Origin of the sequence: Dactylosporangium sp. NPDC049525 (assembly GCF_040676755.1) — a bacterium.
In the GTDB taxonomy this organism is placed as follows: domain Bacteria; phylum Actinomycetota; class Actinomycetes; order Mycobacteriales; family Micromonosporaceae; genus Dactylosporangium.
Map to the genome: position 1 here is coordinate 65,342 of NZ_JBFAPO010000041.1, position 17,904 is coordinate 83,245.

12 protein-coding genes and 1 pseudogene are annotated in these 17,904 nt (G+C 75.0%); 7 read left to right on the forward strand and 6 right to left on the reverse strand.

Annotation, left to right across the window (positions count from 1 at the left end):
• The 3 genes and pseudogenes from AB0K00_RS39825 to AB0K00_RS39835 all read left to right on the forward strand — a co-directional run.
• Positions 1-2,252 (forward strand): annotated as a pseudogene (locus AB0K00_RS39825) (hypothetical protein); the annotation flags it as partial.
• A 1,003-nt stretch (positions 2,253-3,255) separates the two neighbouring features.
• Entirely contained in the window at positions 3,256-3,942 is a 687-nt protein-coding gene (locus tag AB0K00_RS39830; protein ID WP_363532048.1) for a hypothetical protein, read from the forward strand.
• A 69-nt stretch (positions 3,943-4,011) separates the two neighbouring features.
• On the forward strand, positions 4,012-6,129 hold the full coding sequence (locus AB0K00_RS39835) for an MMPL family transporter (protein ID WP_363532051.1): 2,118 nt from the start codon (positions 4,012-4,014) through the stop codon (positions 6,127-6,129).
• A 56-nt stretch (positions 6,130-6,185) separates the two neighbouring features.
• Here AB0K00_RS39835 and AB0K00_RS39840 read toward each other — a convergent pair whose 3' ends face one another.
• The 4 genes from AB0K00_RS39840 to AB0K00_RS39855 form a co-directional block, all read right to left on the reverse strand.
• Positions 6,186-7,079, reverse strand: coding sequence for a hypothetical protein (locus tag AB0K00_RS39840; protein WP_363532054.1), 894 nt, complete (start codon positions 7,077-7,079; stop codon positions 6,186-6,188).
• Positions 7,076-7,597 carry an NADAR family protein gene (locus tag AB0K00_RS39845; RefSeq protein ID WP_363532141.1) on the reverse strand — a complete coding sequence of 174 codons (522 nt, stop codon included), beginning with the start codon at positions 7,595-7,597 and terminating at the stop codon, positions 7,076-7,078. The genes AB0K00_RS39840 and AB0K00_RS39845 overlap by 4 nt, the downstream gene beginning before the upstream one ends.
• A gap of 93 nt (positions 7,598-7,690) precedes the next feature.
• On the reverse strand, positions 7,691-8,848 hold the full coding sequence (locus tag AB0K00_RS39850; RefSeq protein WP_363532056.1) for a HAMP domain-containing sensor histidine kinase: 1,158 nt from the start codon (positions 8,846-8,848) through the stop codon (positions 7,691-7,693).
• Between the two features lie 157 nt (positions 8,849-9,005).
• Positions 9,006-9,662: a response regulator transcription factor gene (locus AB0K00_RS39855; protein ID WP_363532059.1), complete on the reverse strand. Its 657-nt coding sequence runs from the start codon at positions 9,660-9,662 to the stop codon at positions 9,006-9,008.
• Positions 9,663-9,790: 128 nt separating this feature from the next.
• Between AB0K00_RS39855 and AB0K00_RS39860 the strand changes: the two genes are divergently transcribed.
• The 4 genes from AB0K00_RS39860 to AB0K00_RS39875 are packed head-to-tail and all read left to right on the forward strand — an operon-like array spanning position 9,791 to position 13,360.
• A complete protein-coding gene (locus AB0K00_RS39860) occupies positions 9,791-10,390 on the forward strand; it encodes a hypothetical protein (RefSeq protein ID WP_363532062.1) in 600 nt (199 codons plus the stop codon).
• Positions 10,387-11,457 (forward strand): peptidoglycan-binding domain-containing protein, encoded by a 1,071-nt coding sequence (locus AB0K00_RS39865; protein ID WP_363532065.1) that lies wholly within the window; start codon positions 10,387-10,389, stop codon positions 11,455-11,457. The genes AB0K00_RS39860 and AB0K00_RS39865 overlap by 4 nt, the downstream gene beginning before the upstream one ends.
• A 50-nt stretch (positions 11,458-11,507) precedes the next feature.
• Positions 11,508-12,161, forward strand: a complete 654-nt coding sequence (locus tag AB0K00_RS39870; protein ID WP_363532144.1) for an ABC transporter ATP-binding protein — start codon at positions 11,508-11,510, stop codon at positions 12,159-12,161.
• Positions 12,158-13,360 carry an ABC transporter permease gene (locus AB0K00_RS39875; RefSeq protein ID WP_363532068.1) on the forward strand — a complete coding sequence of 401 codons (1,203 nt, stop codon included), beginning with the start codon at positions 12,158-12,160 and terminating at the stop codon, positions 13,358-13,360. The genes AB0K00_RS39870 and AB0K00_RS39875 overlap by 4 nt, the downstream gene beginning before the upstream one ends.
• Here AB0K00_RS39875 and AB0K00_RS39880 read toward each other — a convergent pair.
• Together AB0K00_RS39880 and AB0K00_RS39885 are read right to left on the reverse strand one after the other, a co-directional pair.
• A complete protein-coding gene (locus AB0K00_RS39880; RefSeq protein ID WP_363532070.1) occupies positions 13,303-14,520 on the reverse strand; it encodes a glycosyltransferase in 1,218 nt (405 codons plus the stop codon). The two genes, AB0K00_RS39875 and AB0K00_RS39880, sit on opposite strands and share 58 nt — an antisense overlap.
• Before the next feature lie 76 nt (positions 14,521-14,596).
• A complete protein-coding gene (locus AB0K00_RS39885) occupies positions 14,597-17,902 on the reverse strand; it encodes a hypothetical protein (protein WP_363532073.1) in 3,306 nt (1,101 codons plus the stop codon).
• Positions 17,903-17,904 lie beyond the last annotated feature (2 nt).

Here is a 17,904-nt window from a genome sequence, read left to right on the forward strand (position 1 = left end):
CCGGGCAAGTCACAGGGCAGGACGCCGGGCACGCCACGGGGCAGGCCGCCTGGCACGCCACAGGACACAGCGCGCGGCCCGTCGCCATCGTTCTGGACGACCTGCACGCTGCCGACGCCGAGACGTTGCTGCTGCTCGCCAGCGTCGCGGAGCTCACCGACGCGCCGGTGCTGCTCGTCGCCGCGTACCGGCCCGCCGACAACCGGGAACGGCTCGCCGAGACCCTGGCCGCGCTCGCCCGCCGGTCACCGGCGAGAGTCCACCTCGACGGGCTCGCCCACGACGACGTGCAGCGGCTCGTCGGCGCCTTCGCCGACGTCGACGCGGGCACGGTCGCCGCCCTCGCCGAGCGCACCGGCGGCAACCCGTTCTACCTGCGCGAATCGGCGCAGCTGCTGGCGTCGGAGGGGGCGCTCGTCGCGACGTCGGAGGTGCCCGAAGGGGTCCGTGACGTGCTGCGCCGCCGGTTGTCGCGGCTGCCGCAGCCGGCCGTGGCGGTGCTGCGCCTCGCCGCCGTGGTGGGCCGGGAGGCCGACGTGGAGACCCTCGTCGAGGCCGCCGACACCGACGAGGGCGCCGTCCTCGACGCGCTCGAGGCGGGGCTGATCGCGGGGCTGCTGACGGAGCCCGCGCCCGGGCGGGTCAGGTTCGTGCACGGCCTGGTGCGGGACACCATGTACACGGACCTGTCGCAGCTGCGCCGCACCCGGATGCACGCCAGGGTCGCCGCGTGCACCCGGCGGCTGCGTCCCGACGACTACCCGGCACTCGCGCACCACTACGCGCGGGCCGCGTCGTCGGACACGGCGGCGCTCGCCGTCGACTACGCGGTGCGGGCGGCCGAGCTGGCGGAGCGGCGGTACGCGTACGACGCCGCGATCGAACTGCTCACCGGTGCCGTGCAGACGGCGGAGACGGTCACCGGGGACCGGGACCAGCTGCGGATCGACCTGCTCGGCCGCCTGCTGCGGGCGCAGGCCAGAGCCGGTGCGGTGGCGCCCGCGCGGCTGACCCGCGACCGGGCCCTGGACATCGCCGTCGCCGCCGGGCGGGAGGAGCTGCTGATCGCGGCGTTCACCGCCTGGAACGTGCCGACCCCGTGGCAGATCCGCACGTACGGGGTGATCGACCACCGGGTCGTCGACCTGCTCACGCGGCTGCTGCGCAAGCCCGACCTCGACCCGGCGACCAGGGTGCGGCTGCTCGACGCGCTCACCAACGAGCTCGACGGCGAGGACGACCCTCGTGGCCCGGCCGCCGGGCTGGAGGCGTACGAGCTGGCCCCGACCGTGCCGGACCCGGCGGTGCGGGCACTCGGGCTGGTCGCCCGGGCCAGGACGGTGCGTTTCGACCTGGACAGCGACGAGCGCGCCGCCGTCGCCGTGCAGTTGCGGGACCTCGCGCGGGCCCACGGCATGGTCGCCTACGAGTGGGTCGCCGAGCAGATCCTGACCAACTGCGCCGCGGTGCGCAACGACGCGGCCGAGGTCCGGACCCGCACCGCCCGGCAGGGGGTGCTCGCCGCCGCGTACCAGCTGCCCGAACCCCAGGCGATCAACCTCAGCTGCCGGGCGACGCTCGCGCACATCGCCGGCGACTACGCCGAGGCGCAGCGGCTCTACGACGAAACCCTGGTCTTCATGCGCCGGCAGGGTTCGCTGCACGGGGACGGGTATCACTTCCTGGCCACCGCGAGCCTGTTCATCAGCCAGAACCGGTTCGGGGAGCTCCTGCCGCAGACCCTCGCGGCGCAGGCCGCCCTGGGCGCGATCGCCGACGACGCCCTCGCGCTGGCGCTGGCCTCGGCGGGGCGGCTCGACGAGGCCCGGGCCGTCCCGATCGGCGTGTACCCGGTGCGCCCCGACTACTTCCAGTCCGCGTTCCTGGCGGTGCGCGGGCTGGCAGTCGTGGCCGTCGGTCGCACCGACCTGGCGCCCGCCGTCATCGCCGCGCTGCTGCCGGTCCGCGCGCAGGTCGCCGGGATGAGCAGCACCTCGGTCGCGGTGCGCCCCGTCGCGTACGTCCTGGGCCGCCTCTACGCGCTGCTGGGCGACCACGACCGGGCGGTGGAGCACTTCGAGCTCGCCCGCCAGGTGGCCACGGCCTGGGGCGCCGCTCACTGGGCCGCGGACGCCGAAGCCGAACTCCCGGATGCCGAGGCCGAATCCCCGGTCGCGGCCGCCGCGCTCCCGGCCTCGGACGCCGAAGCCGGGCCCCCCGAAGAAGCCGGGCTCCCCGAAGCCGGGCGCTGACGCCCGCACCAGACCAGCAGCGCGACCGCCACCGCGGCGAACAGGGCGTTGCCCCACCACCGCACCGGATCGCCGGGCTCCATCAGCCCCGTCAGGGCGAAGCCCAGCCAGGCGTAGGTGAGCAGTACCCCACCGGCAAACGCGATCACATGCGCCTGAGTCCACTGTGGACGCCGGGCGAGGGCGGCGACGACCACGGCGGCCGGCGGCAGCAGCGCCAGCCCGAACCCGAAGCCGGCCCAGGTGTCCGGGCGCATCACGAACACACTCGACACCACGAAACCGCCGGCCGCGACCAGCCACGGCGGCGGCACCCGCCCGGCACCCTCGCGCCGGCGAGCGGGGCGGCGGGTCAGGAACGCGGCCACCACCAGCAGCGCCGCGGCCACCGCCGCACCCGTCAGCTGCGCCGGCGTGGCGAGGAAGCCCTCACTGTCGTGCAACTCCCGGAAGACGATCCAGAGCCCCCAGGTGTACGCCACTGCTGTCACCGCCAGACCGACCCGTCCGAGCCAAGGAGTGGTACGCCGGGCCGGCGTCAGGTGCTCCACCAGCGCGATCGGCACGCCGATGCTCCACACGGCATGCCCGGCCACGAACGACAATGTGTTCGCGGCGCTGATCCCCAGCGCCGGGATCGGCGTCACGGCCTGGAAGTCGTGGCCCTCGAACGTGGGGTTGAACAGCGACTGGTCCGCCAGCCCGGCCTCGATCACCCCGTACGCGGCGCCGAGCAGCAGGATGGCCGGCCAGCCGAAGCCGGTCCGCCGCACCACCTCCCGGATCAGCAGCGCGCCCCCGCCGTACATCGGCACCAGGAACAGCAGCGCGGGCAGGATCCGGATCGACAGGTTGCCCAGCAGAAATTCCCCGACGAACGGCGCCAGGACCAGCAGCCCGGCCACCGGCGCCGCCTTGCGGATGAAAGCTCCCATGCGTTCCAGTGCAGCCGCCCCGGCGAACCGGGCCTAGCGCCGAAAGTCGTTGCGTACCATCACCTTCCGTGTGGGGTCGTGCGGCGGTGGCCGGTCTGGTGCTCGGTGGCCTCGCCTACACCGCCGACTTCTGCCACGGCAACGTCGCGGTCCTGATGCTGCTGGTGTCCAGCAGCGGCCTCGCCTGGGGCGCCGCGGCCCTGGTCGCCGGCTTCGCCGCGGCGGACCGGCGGGCGGCGGCCGGCGCCGCGGTGACCGTCCTCGCCGCCGCCACCGTGGCCTACTACGGCCTCATCGTCGTCGACGGGGACCGTTGGCACGGCGGCACCCTGGAGGACGGCACCCCCGCCGACGCGATGGCGCTGCGTTCGATCATGGCGGCGACCGTCTTCTGGCTCGCCGCGTCGGTCGCCGGGGGCGTGGTCCTCGGCCTGCTCGGTCAGGCGATCCGCCGGTCCCGGCCGCGCGGCGCCGCGCTCGCCGCCGGCGCCGCGTGCGCGCTGCTCGCCGGTCAGGGCGCGCTGCGCCTCATCCAGGCGAGCGCCTACGCCTCGCAGTACCGGGCGGCGATCACGCCGTGGCTGGTCGAGACGGGCGCCGAGGTCGTGCTCGCCGCCGCGCTGAGCGTCGCGCTCCTGCGCCGCGGTGCCTACCCGCGGCAGTGGGGCTGGTACGCGGCGGCGGCGGTCACGCTGCTCGCGGCCGCCCTGTTCGCCTGGGACCAGGTCGAAGCGGTCCGTGCCACCGGCTTCTAGCCGGTTCCAAGTCGGCTGAAAGTGGTGCCGGGGATGGTGTGGCTGCAGACACCCGACTTGGAGGCACACATGTCCCGCTTGCTCGGCCGGCTCGGAGGAGCGGCCGCCGCCCACCCGTGGCGCACCATCGGCGCCTGGCTGATCGTGCTCGTCGCGTTCACCACGCTGTCGGCCGGCTTCGGCGGCACACCCCACGACGACTACAACGTCCCCGGCACCGAGTCGCAGGCCGGCACCGAGTTCCTGCGCGCGCACCTCCCGGCGATGTCCGGCGCCGACGCCCGCGTCGTCGTGCACGGCAAGGCGGCCGTGGACCCGGCGGCCCTCGAACAGCTGCGGGGCCGGCTCGCCGCGATGCCGAGCGCCGGGGACGTCTCGCCGCCGCGCATGTCGGCCGACGGGGACACGGCGCTGATCGCGGTGCGGTACACGATCCCGGTCACCGACTTCGAGGGCACCGCCGGCATGGACGCCCTGCGGGCCGCCGCCGAGCCGCTCGTCCGCGAGGGCCTGCAGGTCGAGTTCGGCGGCCAGGTCGCCGAGAACCTCTCCGCGCCGTCCGGCACCGCCGAGGCGGTCGGCATCGTCGTGGCCCTGCTGATCCTGGTGTTCGCGCTCGGCTCGGTGGTCGCGGCCGGCCTGCCGCTGATCGTGGCGATCGCCGGCCTCGGCGTCGCGACCGCCGTCATCGCCCTGCTCGAGACGGTCACCGACATCAGCGGCACCGCCCCGACGATCGCCACCATGGTCGGGCTCGGCGTCGGCATCGACTACGCGCTGCTGCTCGTCGCCCGGCACGTCGAAGGGCTCCGGGCCGGGCTGGCCCCGCGCGAGGCGGCCGCGGCGGCGAACGCGACCGCGGGCTCGTCCGTCATCGTCGCCGGGCTCACCGTGCTCGTGTCGCTGTTCGGGCTGAAACTGTCGACGCTGCCGGTGTACTCGTCGTTCGGGTACGCGACGTTCGCCGCGGTCGGTGCGGTCATGATCGCCTCGGTCACCCTCGTGCCGGCGCTGTGCGGCCTGGCCGGCCGGCGCGTCCTGCCCCGCGCGGTCCGCAAGGCTGCCGCGACCACCGCGACCGCCGCCGGCCCCGTCGCGCGGCCCGGGTGGACGGCGCGGTGGGCGGCGCTCGTCGGGCGGCGGCCGGTCGTGGCGGCCCTCGCGTCGCTGCTGGTCCTCGCCGCCCTGGCCGCCCCGGTCCTCGGCATGCGCACCTGGCCGCAGGACGCCGGCAGCCAGCCGGCGTCGAACACCATCCGGCAGGCGTACGACCTGACGTCCGCCGAGTTCGGTCCCGGCGCCAACGGGCCCCTCGTCATCGCCGTGGACACGGCGAAGGTGCCCGACGTGGACGGGCTCGTCGCCACGCTGCGCGCCGAGCCGGGCGTCGCACTGGTGGCGCCGGCCGCTCGTACCGGCGACGCCGCCGTCATCCTCGTCGAGCCGGCGACCGGCCCGCAGGACGAGCGGACCACCGCGCTGCTCGATCACCTCCGCGCCGACGTGCTGCCCGACGGTGCCCTCGTCACCGGGCTCGTCGCGGTGTTCGCCGACATCTCCGACCGGCTCGCCGAGCGGCTGTGGGTCGTCGTCGCGTTCGTCGTCGCGCTGTCGCTGCTGCTGCTCACGGTGCTGTTCCGGGCGCCGGTCGTCGCGGTCAAGGCGGCCGTGATGAACCTGCTGTCCGTCGCCGCCGCGTACGGCGTGATGACCGCCGTCTTCCAGACCGACGCCGGTGCGCGGGCGGTCGGGCTGCCGCACGCGGTGCCGGTGTCGAGCTGGGTGCCGATCCTGCTCTTCACCGTCCTGTTCGGACTGTCGATGGACTACGAGGTGTTCCTGCTGTCCCGGGTCCGCGAGGACTGGCTGGAGACCGGCGACGCGCAGGGCAGCGTGGTCCGCGGCCTGGCCTCGACCGGCCGGGTCATCAGCGGCGCGGCGGCCATCATGGTCGCGGTGTTCATCGGCTTCGCCCTCGACCCGGACGTCACGGTCAAGATGACCGGCGTGGGCATGGCCGCCGCCGTCCTCATCGACGCGACCCTGGTCCGGCTGGTCCTCGTCCCGGCGACGATGTCGCTGCTCGGCCGGGCCAACTGGTGGCTGCCCGGCTGGCTGGACCGGCTCCTGCCGCACGTGAAGGTCGAGCCCGAGGGGGAACGGCGGGAGCTGCAGCCGGTCGCCTGAAGCCGTCCCGGCCACCCTCAGCGCAAAAGCCTCAGCGCAAAGCCTCAGTGCAGGCCTCAGCGCAGGCCGAGGGCGGCCAGGACGCGGCCGACGGTGTGTCCGACCGGGCGTAGCACCGAGTCGCGGACCCACCGGCCGGTCGGCGCCACGACCGACTGCCACGTCCACCGCACCGGCGCCACGACGAGGTAGCGCCACAGCAGGACCACGGAGTGGTTCCAGGCCCAGGCGATCGCGTGCCCGACCGGCACGACGACGTGCCGCCAGAACCAGGCGATGAGCAGCCCCGCCGGGCGCAGGCCGTAGTGGACGAAGACGCCGACGACGAAGGCGACCGCGAGCCCGACCGGCCGCAGGACGTACCGCCACACCGCGACCGCCAGCCAGGCGATCGCGAGCCCGAGGGGGCGCACGCCGTAGCGGTACCCGGTCTCGACCAGCCACGCGACGGCGATGCCGATGGGGCGCAGGACGTAGCGGTACAGCGCGACGACCGTCCACCGGATCGCCACACCGAGGGGGACCAGGAGGTAGCGCCACAGGGCGTACAGGACGAACGCGATGCCCTTGCCCAGCAGGATCCAGAACTGTTTCGTGTGCCGGGCCAGCCACACCGTGCCGGCCCACAGCGCCTTGAGCGCAGGCCAGAGCACGTGCTCGGCGAACCACACCAGCGGCACCCAGATGAGGTTGCGCAGCAGCCAGCCGAGCGGCCGGAGGATGACGTAGTCGATCGCGATGCCGATGGGGCGGATGACGTACCGGAAGAGCAGCCGCGGGATCGGCTCCAGCACGTACCGCCGGAACGCGACCAGCAGCTCCCAGACGAGCTTCACCGGCACGACCACGGCGACCGCGACGACCCGTACCGGCCACGCCAGCCAGTCCGGCAGCGGCTCAGGCGAAGGCGAGGGTGCAGACGAAGACTTCCGCAGCGACGGACGCGTCATGCCTGCGTCGCCAGGATCGTGCGGGCCCGCATGAGCGCGAAACCGAGCAGGTTCAGGCCGCGCCAGAGGGCCGGCTCGTCGGCGGAGGCGTCGCGGGCGGACAGCCCGATGCCCCAGATCCGGTCCAGCGGGCTCGCCTCGACCAGGATCCGCTCGCCGGTCCCGACGAGGAACGCGCGCAGGTCCGCGTGCTGGCCGAACTTCGCCACGCTGCCGGCGACCACGATGTCGAAGCGCTCCCGCTTCCAGACCTTGTCGTCGAACCCGCGGACCTCACGGCCGAGGGTCTTCGCGTCGTTCGGATGCCCGGCGGTCAGCACCCGGGCCGCGGTCGCGGTGTCGCCGAACAGCACCGCCTTCGACCACATCATGTAGTGCTCGGCGGAGGCGAACCGCACGCCGTCGACGGTGAACTCGACCGGCCACCACTGGCTCAGGCAGCCGACCCCGATCGAACCGTCCGGCGCCGGCTGGTGTCCCCAGAAGTACAGGAACCGGACCCGGGCGCCGGTGGCCATCAGCTCGATGAGCTCGGCGGTGTTCGCCGGTGGATCGGTCGGTGGATCGGTCGGTGCGGGCATGATCCGAGTCTGCCGGACGGCGGCAAGTCCTTATGTCGGGAATCCGCCGTCGTGCGGTGGTGCGGTGGGCAGGATCACCGTGATGACGAGGCCACCGCCGTCGCGGGGCTCCGCGTGCACCTGCCCGCCATGGGCCCGGGCGACGGCCCGCACGATCGACAGGCCGAGCCCCGAGCCCGGGACACCGGCCGACAGCCGTTCCGGACCGAGCCGCCGGAACGGTTCGAAGAGCCGGGGCACCTCGTACCGTGGCACGACCGGCCCGGTGTTGCTGACGGTCACCCCGACGGTGCCGTCGCGGCGGGTGCCGCAGGTGACGTGGACCCAGCCGCCGTCGGGCAGGTTGTGCCGGACCCCGTTCTCGACCAGGTTGTGCACGAGCCGTTCGAGCAGGACCGCGTTGCCCATCGTCGGGGCCTCCAGCGGCGAGCAGTCCACGGCCGCCTTCCCCGGCGGCAGCTGCGCCGTGACGTGCTCGACGATGTCGGCCAGGTCCACGAACGAGCGGTCCGTCACCTGCCGCTCCGACCGGGCCAGCAGGAGCAGCCCGTCGATGAGCTGCTCGTGGCGGGCGTTGACGGCCAGCAGGGTCCGGCCCAGCTGCCGCAGCTCCGGCGTGGCGTTGTCGGGGTCGATCGCGACCTCGAGCAGCGTCCGGTTCAGCGTCAGCGGGGTCCGCAGCTCGTGGGAGGCGTTGGCGATGAACCGCCGCTGCCCGTCGAACGCCTGGTCGAGCCGGGCGAGCATGACGTCGAACGTGTCGGCGAGCTGCTTCACCTCGTCGTGCGGGCCGGCCAGGGCGATCCGTTCGTGCAGTCCCCGGTCAGGGGCGTCGGCGATCCGCCGGGCGGTCTCGGTGACCTGGTGCAGCGGCTGGAGCAGCCGCCCGGCGATCAGCCAGCCGAGCGCGGTCGCGGCGAGCGCGATGACGCCGAGCGCGATCCCGCCCTGGGTGAGCAGCACCTGCCGGGTGTCGGTGGTGACGTCCTCCCTGAGCTGCCGGACGAACACCCCGTCGTCCGGCGGCGCCGCGATACCCGGCGGCAGGGCGGTGCCGCGGATGAACGCGTTGCCACTCAGCCGCTGGTACACCAGGACATAGCAGACGCCGAGCAGCAGCAGCCCGGCGAGCAGGAACAGCCCGCCGTACACGAGCGTGAGCCGCGCCCGGATGGTCAGCCGGTTCATGCCGCCGCCTCCGCTGCGCTCCGGCGTCTGCCTGAACTCACCCTGCAACACCGATGAACGGTGCCTCCGCTGCGCTCCGGACCGTTCATGCCGCCACCTCCGCTGCGCTCCGGACCGTTCATGCCGCCACCTCCGCTGCGCTCCGGACCGTTCATGCTCATGCGACCTTGTAGCCGACGCCGGGCTCGGTCAGCACGACCTGCGGGTCGCCCAGCTTGCGCCGCAGCTTGAGGATCGTCATGCGCACCGTGTGGGTGAACGGGTCGGCGTGCTCGTCCCATGCCTTCTCCAACAGCTGCTCGGCGGAGACCGCGGCGCCGTCGGCCCGCAGCAGCTCGGTGAGGACCGCGAACTCCTTGCGCGACAGCGGCACGTACCGCCCGTCGCGGAAGACCTCCCGGCGGTGTGGGTCGAGGCGGATCCCGGCGCGTTCCAGCACCGGCGGCGCCGCCGACCGCGCCCGCCGGCCGAGCGCGGCCACCCGCGCCGACAGCTCGCGGAACGCGAACGGCTTCGGCAGGTAGTCGTCGGCGCCGAGGGCGAGCCCGGCGACCCGGTCGTCGATGTCGGCGGCGGCGGTCAGCATCAGCACCCGCGCCGCGCCCTCGCGGACCACCAGGGACCGGCACACGTCGTCGCCGTGCACGACCGGCAGGTCCCGGTCGAGGACGACCACGTCGTAGTCGTTGACGTCGAGGCGCTCCAGGGCCGCGGCGCCGTCGTGGACGACGTCGACCGCGTGCGCGTCGCGCCGCAACCCCTGCGCGACCGTCTCGGCGAGCAGGGGCTCGTCCTCGACCACCAGAATCCGCATACCCCCATGGTGACGCGTGGTGATGTCACCGCGGCGTCAACATTTCCGGATACGGCCGGGTGACGCGCTCCCGGCTTGACTTCGGCGCAGTGGCCGGCGAATGCCCGGCCCGCCAGGAGGAACACACCATGATGCGCGTCAGGACAGCCCTGGTGCTCGGCCTGCTGCTCGTCCTCGGTCCTGCCGTCACCGGGTGCGCCAAGCCCAGCGGCGGCGACGGGGTGGCCAGCGCGGGCGGCACGCCGACGGCGAGCGCCAGCGCCGGCACCGGAGAGAGCCGGCCGGACCCGGTCAAGGACCAGGAGAACTTCCTCAAGTACGCCCAGTGCATGCGCGAGCACGGCGTCGACATGCCGGATCCGCAGATGGACGGCGGCGGGATCGCCATGATGATCCCGGAGGGCACCGACAAGGCCAAGGTCGACGCGGCCAACGGGGAGTGCAAGCAGTTCCTGCCCAACGGGGGCCAGCCGATGAAGGCCGACCCGGAGATGCAGGAGAAGATGCGGCAGTTCGCACAGTGCATGCGGGAGAACGGCCTGCCGGACTTCCCTGACCCGAGCGAGGACGGCGGCATCCGCATCGACGGCAACGCGACCGGCGTGGACCCGCAGTCCGAGGCGTTCAAGAAGGCCGAGGCGGCCTGCAAGGAGTTCCAGCCGCGCGGGCCGGTCTCCGGCGGCGAGGGCAAGACCAGCACGAGGACCGAGAACGGCGGGTCGGCGTGAGCGCGAATCGTCGCAGGCGCGGACGCGCCGGCCGGGTGGCGGTGACGGTCGCGGTGGTCGCGGCCGTCGGTGCCGCCGCCGCGGCCGGGCTCGGCCTGCCGGACCGGGGCAGCGAGGCGGGCACCGGGTCGGCGACACCGCCGAAGACCACGAAGGTGACCCGGCAGACCCTCGTCGACACGAAGACGGAGGACGGCAAGCTCGGCCACGGCACGACGGCCACCGTGTCGGGGCGGCTCGGCGGCACGCTCACCGAACTGCCGGCCGTGGGCGCCACCGTCCAGCGTGGACAGTCGCTGTACCGCGTCGACAACACGCCGGTGGTGCTGCTGTACGGCGGCCTGCCCGCCTACCGGAACCTGGCCCCGGGTGTGGAGGGCGCCGACGTGCGGCAGTTCGAGGAGAACCTCGCCGCGCTCGGCTACAAGGGGTTCACCGTCGACGACGAGTACACCGCGTCGACGGCGACCGCGGTCAAGGCGTGGCAGGGCAAGCTGGGGCTGACCAAGACCGGCGTGGTCGAGCTCGGCCGGGTCGTGTACGCCGCCGGCCCGATCCGCGTCGACGAGCACAAGGCGGCGGTCGGCGACCCGGCCAACGGCGCGCTGCTCACCTGCACGGGGACCGGCCCGGTCGTCACCGCCACCCTCGAGGTCTCCGAGCAGCGCCTCGCACCCGTGGGCGCCGCGGTCACGCTCAAGCTGCCCACCGGCAAGACCGTGCCCGGCAAGGTGGTCAAGGTGGTCACGGTCATCACCCCGGCCCAGAACAACAACCCGGCCGAGACGAACCTGGAGGTCACCGTCGCACCCGACGACGGGGCCGCGTTCGCCGGGCTCGACCAGATCACGGTCGACGTCGGGTTCACCGCCTCGCGCAAGGAGAACGTGCTCACCGTGCCGGTCGCGGCGCTGCTCGCCCTCGCCGAAGGCGGCTACGGGCTGCAGGTCGTCGACGGCGGCGCCAGCCGGGTCGTCGCCGTCGAGCTCGGCATGTTCGCCGCTGGCCGGGTCGAGGTCAGCGGCGGCGGGATCACCGAGGGCATGCTGGTCGGGGTGCCGTCATGACGGCCATGATCGATCTGACGGGCGGCCCCGTGGACGCCGGCCCGGCCGAGGTGGTGGCGCTGGAGGGGGTCAGCAAGTCCTACCCCGGCGGGGTCACCGCGGTCCGGGACGTGTCGCTGTCGATCGACTCGGGGGAGATGGTCGCGATCGTCGGGCCGTCCGGCTCCGGCAAGTCGACCATGCTGCATCTGATCGGCACGCTCGACCGGCCGTCGGCCGGCACCGTGCGCATCGCCGGGCACGAGGTCGCGGCGCTCACCGACCGGCAGCTGTCCGCGCTGCGGGCCACCCGGATCGGGTTCGTCTTCCAGCAGTTCCACCTCGCGCCGGGCCAGAATGCCCTCGACAACGTCGCCGACGGCCTGCTCTACGCCGGGCCGTCGCGGGCGCAGCGGCGGGCCCGGGCGGAGGCGGCCCTGGTCCGGGTCGGCCTCGCGGACCGGCTCGACCACCTGCCGCACGAACTGTCCGGCGGGGAACGGCAACGGGTCGCGATCGCCCGCGCCGTCGTCGGCGAGCCGGCGCTGCTGCTCGCCGACGAGCCGACCGGCAACCTCGACTCGGCGTCCGGCGCCGGCGTGGTCGAGCTCCTGCGGGAGCTGCACGCCGGCGGCACCACCGTCCTGGTCATCACCCACGACCAGGCGATCGCGGCGTCCCTGCCCCGGCAGGTCGTCATGCGCGACGGCGAGGTCGTGGCATGACGACACCATTGCGCCCGGTCCGGCTGTACCTCAGTGACGTGCTGCGGGTCGGCAGTGCCGGGCTGCGGACCCGGCCGATGCGGGTGTTCCTGTCCGCGCTGGGCATCGCGATCGGCATCGCCGCGATGACCGCCGTCGTCGGCATCTCCTCGTCCAGCCGGGCGGAGCTGGACCGGCAGCTCGACGCGCTCGGCACGAACCTGCTCACCGTCGCGCCCGGCAGCGACCTGTTCGGCGGCGACGCGACGCTGCCCGACGAGTCGGTGGCGATGATCTCGCGGATCGGCCCGGTGACCGAGGTCGCCGCGACCGGCAAGGTGAGCGGCGCGAAGGTGTACCGCAGCGACCACATCCCGGCGACGCAGACGGGCGCGATCAGCGTGCAGGCCGCGCACCTCGACCTGCCGCGCACCGTGGGCGCGTCGCTGGCGGACGGGATCTGGCTCAACGCCGCCACGGCCCGCTACCCGGCGGTCGTCCTCGGCGCGGCGGCCGCCCGGCGGCTCGGCGTCGACACGGCCGGCGAGGGCATCCAGGTCTACCTGGACCGCCGCTGGTTCACGGTCGTGGGGGTGCTGCAGCCGGTGCCACTGGCGCCGGAGCTCGACGCCGCCGCCCTCGTCGGCTGGCCGGCGGCCGAGACGTACCTCGGCTTCGACGGGCACCCGACAACCGTGTACACCCGGTCCCAGGACGCGCAGGTGGCGGCGGTCCGCTCGGTCCTCGCCGCGACCGCGAACCCGCAGAACCCCAACGAGGTCAAGGTGTCCCGGCCCTCCGACGCGCTCGCCGCCCGGCAGGCCACCGACAAGACCTTCACCGGGCTGCTGCTCGGCCTCGGCGCGGTCGCGCTGCTCGTCGGCGGGGTCGGGGTGGCCAACACGATGGTCATCTCGGTCCTCGAACGGCGTGCCGAGATCGGCCTGCGGCGGGCGCTCGGCGCCACCCGCGGGCAGATCCTGCTGCAGTTCCTCGCCGAGTCGCTGCTGCTGTCGGCGCTCGGCGGGATCGGCGGGGTGTTCCTGGGGGTCGCGGTGACCAGCGTGTACGCGCTCACCCGGTCCTGGCCGGCGATCGTGCCGCCGTGGGCGACCGCCGGCGGGGTCGTGGCGACCCTCGTGATCGGCGCGATCGCCGGGCTCTACCCGGCGGTGCGGGCCGCGCGGCTCGCGCCGACGGAGGCGCTCGCCACGCCCTGAGCCGCCTGATACACCCGCAGCAGGTGGTCGAGGTAGTGCCGGGTCGAGTACGCCTCGGCGGCGGCCCGGCCGGCCTCGGCCACCTCGCGGTGCAGCAGCGGATCCGTCAGGACCCGCACGAGCGCGGCGGCGAACGAGTCGGCGTCCGGCGCGGCGCTCAGCCGGTGCGTGCCGGCGAGCGCCGCGTCGGCGAGGACCACGGGCAGGCCCTGCGCCTCCGCCTCGACCAGCACCAGGCCCTGCGTGTCGGTGGTCGACGCGAACGCCAGCACGTCGGCCATCCGGTAGTAGGCGGCCATGCTCTCGTAGGGCACCGGCCGGACCAGCCGCAGCGCGTGCGCCACCCCGGCCTGCCGGGCCAGCCGCAGGACCGCCTGGCGCCGCTGCCGCACCCCCAGCATCACCAGCCGCGCGTCCGGCAGGTGCCGCAGCACCCGCGCGAACGACGCGAGCAGCAGCGAAGGGTCCTTCTCCTTCGTGGCCCGCCCGACCGCGAGGACCACCGGCGCCTCGGCCGGCAGGCGCAGCGACCGCCGCAGGTCGTCGCGGCCCAGCGGGCAGTCGGGCAGCGCCACCGACGTCGGCACCGTCCACACCGGGGGGACCCGTTCGAACTCGGCGAAGCTCGCCGCCGTCTTCTCCGACGGCGCGATGATGATCGACGTGCGGTCCAGGAACTCCTGGCCGAGCCGCACCAGCTGGGCCCGCCGCTCGGTGCCGGGCCGGGTCAGCTTCAGGTAGTCCCGGACGGTCCAGCCGACCTCCAGCCGCTGGGCGGCGTGGGCGGCGCCGAACTGGATCTCCATGAAGTGCGCCGAATACGCGAGCAGGTCGGTGTGCCAGGTCATCACGACCGGGATGTCGTGGGCCCGCGCGTACCGCAGCCCGCCGACGCCGACCGGGCCCTGGGTGTGGATGTGCACGACCTCCGGGACCCGCCGCATGCCGGGAAACCGGGGCACGCCGATGCGGACGTTGCGCAGCGGCACCGGGACCGACCGCACCCCGCACGGCTCGGCCCTGCCGCGCAGCAGCGGCGCAGGCTGGTAGACCTGCACGTCGTGCCCGGCACCGCGCAGCAGGGCCACGGTGGTCGCGACCGAGATCGCCACGCCGTCGGAGCGGCCGGCGTGGCTGTCGCAGAAGTGCGCAACTCTCACGCCGGACATGGTGCGGCACACCCGGCGGGTTCGGGGATGGCCCGCGCGAGGTGTACGTCATCTGGAAAGACGTTGTTCATTGATCCAGCGCGACCGCCAGCGCGGCGTCCCGCACCTCCGCGACCGGATGGCGGCGCAGGGCTTCGACGACCGACCGCCAGGCCGCAGGCCAGCGCAGGTCCCTGCCCTTGGTGGTGTACGCGAGCGCGAACAGCCCCTCGGCGAGCCCCTGGCCGGCGGCGAGCGAGACGGCGATCCGGCGGGGGACCTCCGGGTCGGCGACCAGGTGCTCCAGCCGCCGCCGGAGCTGCTCGGCGAGCCGGGCGGTCAGCACCGGGCGGCCCGCGGCCAGCTCGCGCAGCCCGGTCAGGCCGGCGGGGTCGGCGAGGTCGACCGCCTCGAGCAGCAGGGTTGCCGCGGCCGGTACGAATCCGTCCACCGTGGACAATTCGCGCCCGGCGGCGCCGACCGCGTGCCGCCCGGGCGCGTCCGGGGCGGCCTGACCGGACCAGGCGGTGAGCCGCTGGACCAGCATCTCGAGGCGCCGCCGCGCCGCCAGATCCAGCCGGCCGCCGCTGGTGCCGTCGCTGCCGCCGCCGGCCGCGTCGAGCTCCGCCAGGGACCGCACGGCCGCCACCAGGGCCGCCTCGCCGAGATCGGCGGCGACCAGGCTGACCAGAGCCCGCACGACCGCCGGCCAGACGACCCGGTCGTCGAGGTCGGCCAGCCGGGACACCACCGCGCCGGAGACGTCCGCCAGCCACGGCGCCCAGGCCGGCAGCACCGCCCACGCCTGCGCCGCCACCCGCCGGTCCGGGCTCGCGCAGGCGGCCGCGACCAGCGTGGCGTAGTCCGCGCGCGACCCGACCGGAACCAGCCATGGGTCGGCGGCCAGCAGCGCCAGGACGTCGTCGCGCCCGCTGCCGGCGGACGCCGCGCGCAGGATCCGCCACATGCCGGGGTCGTCGGCCCGCTGCCGGGCCGCGGACACGGCCGCGACCCGCACGTCGCGGTGCAGCCCCGGGTCCTGCCACAGCCGCCACAGCACGTCGGCCGCGCCCGGCACCGACCGGGCGGCAAGCAGCCGGACCGCCTCCTTGCGGGCGGTGACCTTGCCCCGCGCCGGATCCAGGGCGGCGAGCAGCACCGACGGCGGCGTGAACCGGCTCACCCGGACGATCGCGGCGACCGCGACCCGGGCCCGGTCGTCACCCGAGCGGGACAGCAGCACCGGCAGCGCCGCGTCGGGCCGGTCGGTCCAGGCGAGCGCGGCGAGCGCCGCCTCCGCGAGGACCACGTCACCCGTGTCCAGCCACTCCAGGACCAGCGGTCCGCCGTGGCCGGGGACCGGTGCCGCGTTGCGCAGCGCGGCCGCGCGGGCCTGGGGTGTCGCCCCGGCGTCGCGCACCACCTCCGCCTGCCGCTCGACGTACGCCCGGTGCTGGTGGGGCAGCCAGCGCCGCAGATGCAGGGCGCGCGGCGGGACCCAGCGCACCCCCGCGGGCACGAACCGCCCGGCCGGCGGCGGCCCGGTCAGCGCCGCGTCGAGCAGGTCGCCGCGGCGGGCACAGACGGCCCGCCACACCGCGGGCAGCGCGATCGCCGACGGGTCCTCGCGCAGCACCGCCTCGACCCGGTCGGCGCGCCGCCGCGGGTCACCGAGCCACAGGTCGACGGCGGTGCGGGTGACGTCGGCGAGGTTGCCGCGCCGGGTCGCCCGCTCCAGCATCGACTGCAGGTCCGGCAGCCGCCACGCCCGCTCGCCGAGCGCCCGGGCGACCGCGAACAGCGGCTCGTACTTCGCCCGTTCGACGCCGCGCAGCACCCAGCCGCGGACCGCCTCGAACGCCTGCGTCTCCTGGCCGCGGCGCAGCCCGTGGTCCAGGTTGCCCAGGTCCGGCACCCGGTCGTCGCCGAGCAGCCGCTGGAACGTGTGCAACGCCCAGCGGACCAGGACCGGCGAGTCGAACCGTTCGCGCAGCACCAGCACGGCGAACTCACTGAGCTGGCGCAGCGCGAACGGTGAGCTGTCCCGGGCCTGCACGACGTCGGTGACGATCTGCTCGAGCGGCTCGACCAGCTCCGGCCGCAGCAGCGCCGGCCGCACCCCGGTGAGGGCCGACAGCGCGTTGCCGCGGACCGGGTCCTGCTCGTTGCGCAGCCGCTGCAGGTGATGCGTCGCGGCGAGGACGGCGGCCGGGTCGTGGCTGCGCGCCGCGCACCGGATCAGCAGCTGCCAGCCGGCGATGCGGTCGGCGGCGCGGGCCTGGCGGGTCGCGGCCAGCAGCGGCGCCTCCGCCTCCGCCCACGGCAGGTGCGCGGTGAACCACAGGGTCAGCGACTCGCTCTGGCGCACCGCTTCGAGGGTCAGTGCCCGCCGCGCCTCCGCCACCCGCAGCCGCGCCGGCAGCACCTCCAGCACCGCCGCGTCCGGCTGCGCCCGGGTACGGTCCACATCGGACATCGCGAGGGTGAACAGCTCCTCCCGGTGCCGCGGCGCGACCTCGTCCAGCAGCCGGGCGAACGCGGCGCTGCGCCCCCGCAACCGGAGGGCCAGGCCGGTCAGGGTCACCGCTGGCAGCCGGCTCAGCCGCGCCAGCACCGCGGTCGGCAGTGTCGCCCCGGCCAGCCACGCCGCCCGCGACGGCGCGGTCAGCAGCGCGAGGACCCGCAGCGGGTCGGCGGCGACGAGCACCCCGTAGGCGTTCACCGGCGCCGGCAGCGACCCGGCCGGCGCGTACCCCTCCAGGAGGTCCAGGACACGGTGCGGCAGCGCGGGCGCCGCTTCGAGGACCCCCGCGCCGTGCCACGCCCACCAGGTGTCGCGAGCGGCGGCGGGCAGCGCCGCCAGCTCCAGCTCGGCCTGGTCGAGGCAGATCCGTGGGAAGTGCCGGCTCAGCGCGATCCGCTCGCCGAGGGCGTGGGTCAGCTGGGGCAGCAGCCTGGCGACCGTCGCCTCGCCGCACGCCGGGAGCAGTGCCGCCGCCTCGTTGTCGCCGAACCTGGCCCGGACCGGGTCGATGAGCGCCTCGGCGAGGTCGGTGCGCCGGCAGGCCCGGATCCGCCGGTACAGCTGGGCCCGGGTGTCGGCGGGTGCGTCGGCGACGAACCGCGCCACCGGCTCCGCCGTGGTGTCGCCCGCGCGGACCCAGGCCAGCAGCGCGCTGCGGCGGATGTGCGGGTCATCGTCGGCGAGCGCGGCGAGGACCCCCTCCCGGTCCCGTCCGACGACCGCCATGAACAGCGCCACGTCCCGGCTGTGCCGGTCACCGGCCCGCAGCTGCGCGAGCGTCGCGCTCAGCGTCCCGTCCGCCGCCCCGGCCAGGGCCCGGGCCGCGAGCAGCCGGCGCCGCGCGGGATAGGGCAGATGGTCACCGTCCATGC

What these genes read in the sequence shown, in the direction of transcription:
- AB0K00_RS39885 (WP_363532073.1), bottom strand. Translation starts at nt 17,902, where the DNA reads ATGGACGGTGACCATCTGCCCTATCCCGCGCGGCGCCGGCTGCTCGCG.
- AB0K00_RS39840 (WP_363532054.1), bottom strand. Translation starts at nt 7,079, where the DNA reads ATGACGCGTCCGTCGCTGCGGAAGTCTTCGTCTGCACCCTCGCCTTCG.
- AB0K00_RS39845 (WP_363532141.1), bottom strand. Translation starts at nt 7,597, where the DNA reads ATGGCCACCGGCGCCCGGGTCCGGTTCCTGTACTTCTGGGGACACCAG.
- AB0K00_RS39860 (WP_363532062.1), top strand. Translation starts at nt 9,791, where the DNA reads ATGATGCGCGTCAGGACAGCCCTGGTGCTCGGCCTGCTGCTCGTCCTC.
- AB0K00_RS39835 (WP_363532051.1), top strand. Translation starts at nt 4,012, where the DNA reads ATGTCCCGCTTGCTCGGCCGGCTCGGAGGAGCGGCCGCCGCCCACCCG.
- AB0K00_RS39875 (WP_363532068.1), top strand. Translation starts at nt 12,158, where the DNA reads ATGACGACACCATTGCGCCCGGTCCGGCTGTACCTCAGTGACGTGCTG.
- AB0K00_RS39855 (WP_363532059.1), bottom strand. Translation starts at nt 9,662, where the DNA reads ATGCGGATTCTGGTGGTCGAGGACGAGCCCCTGCTCGCCGAGACGGTC.
- AB0K00_RS39850 (WP_363532056.1), bottom strand. Translation starts at nt 8,848, where the DNA reads ATGAACCGGCTGACCATCCGGGCGCGGCTCACGCTCGTGTACGGCGGG.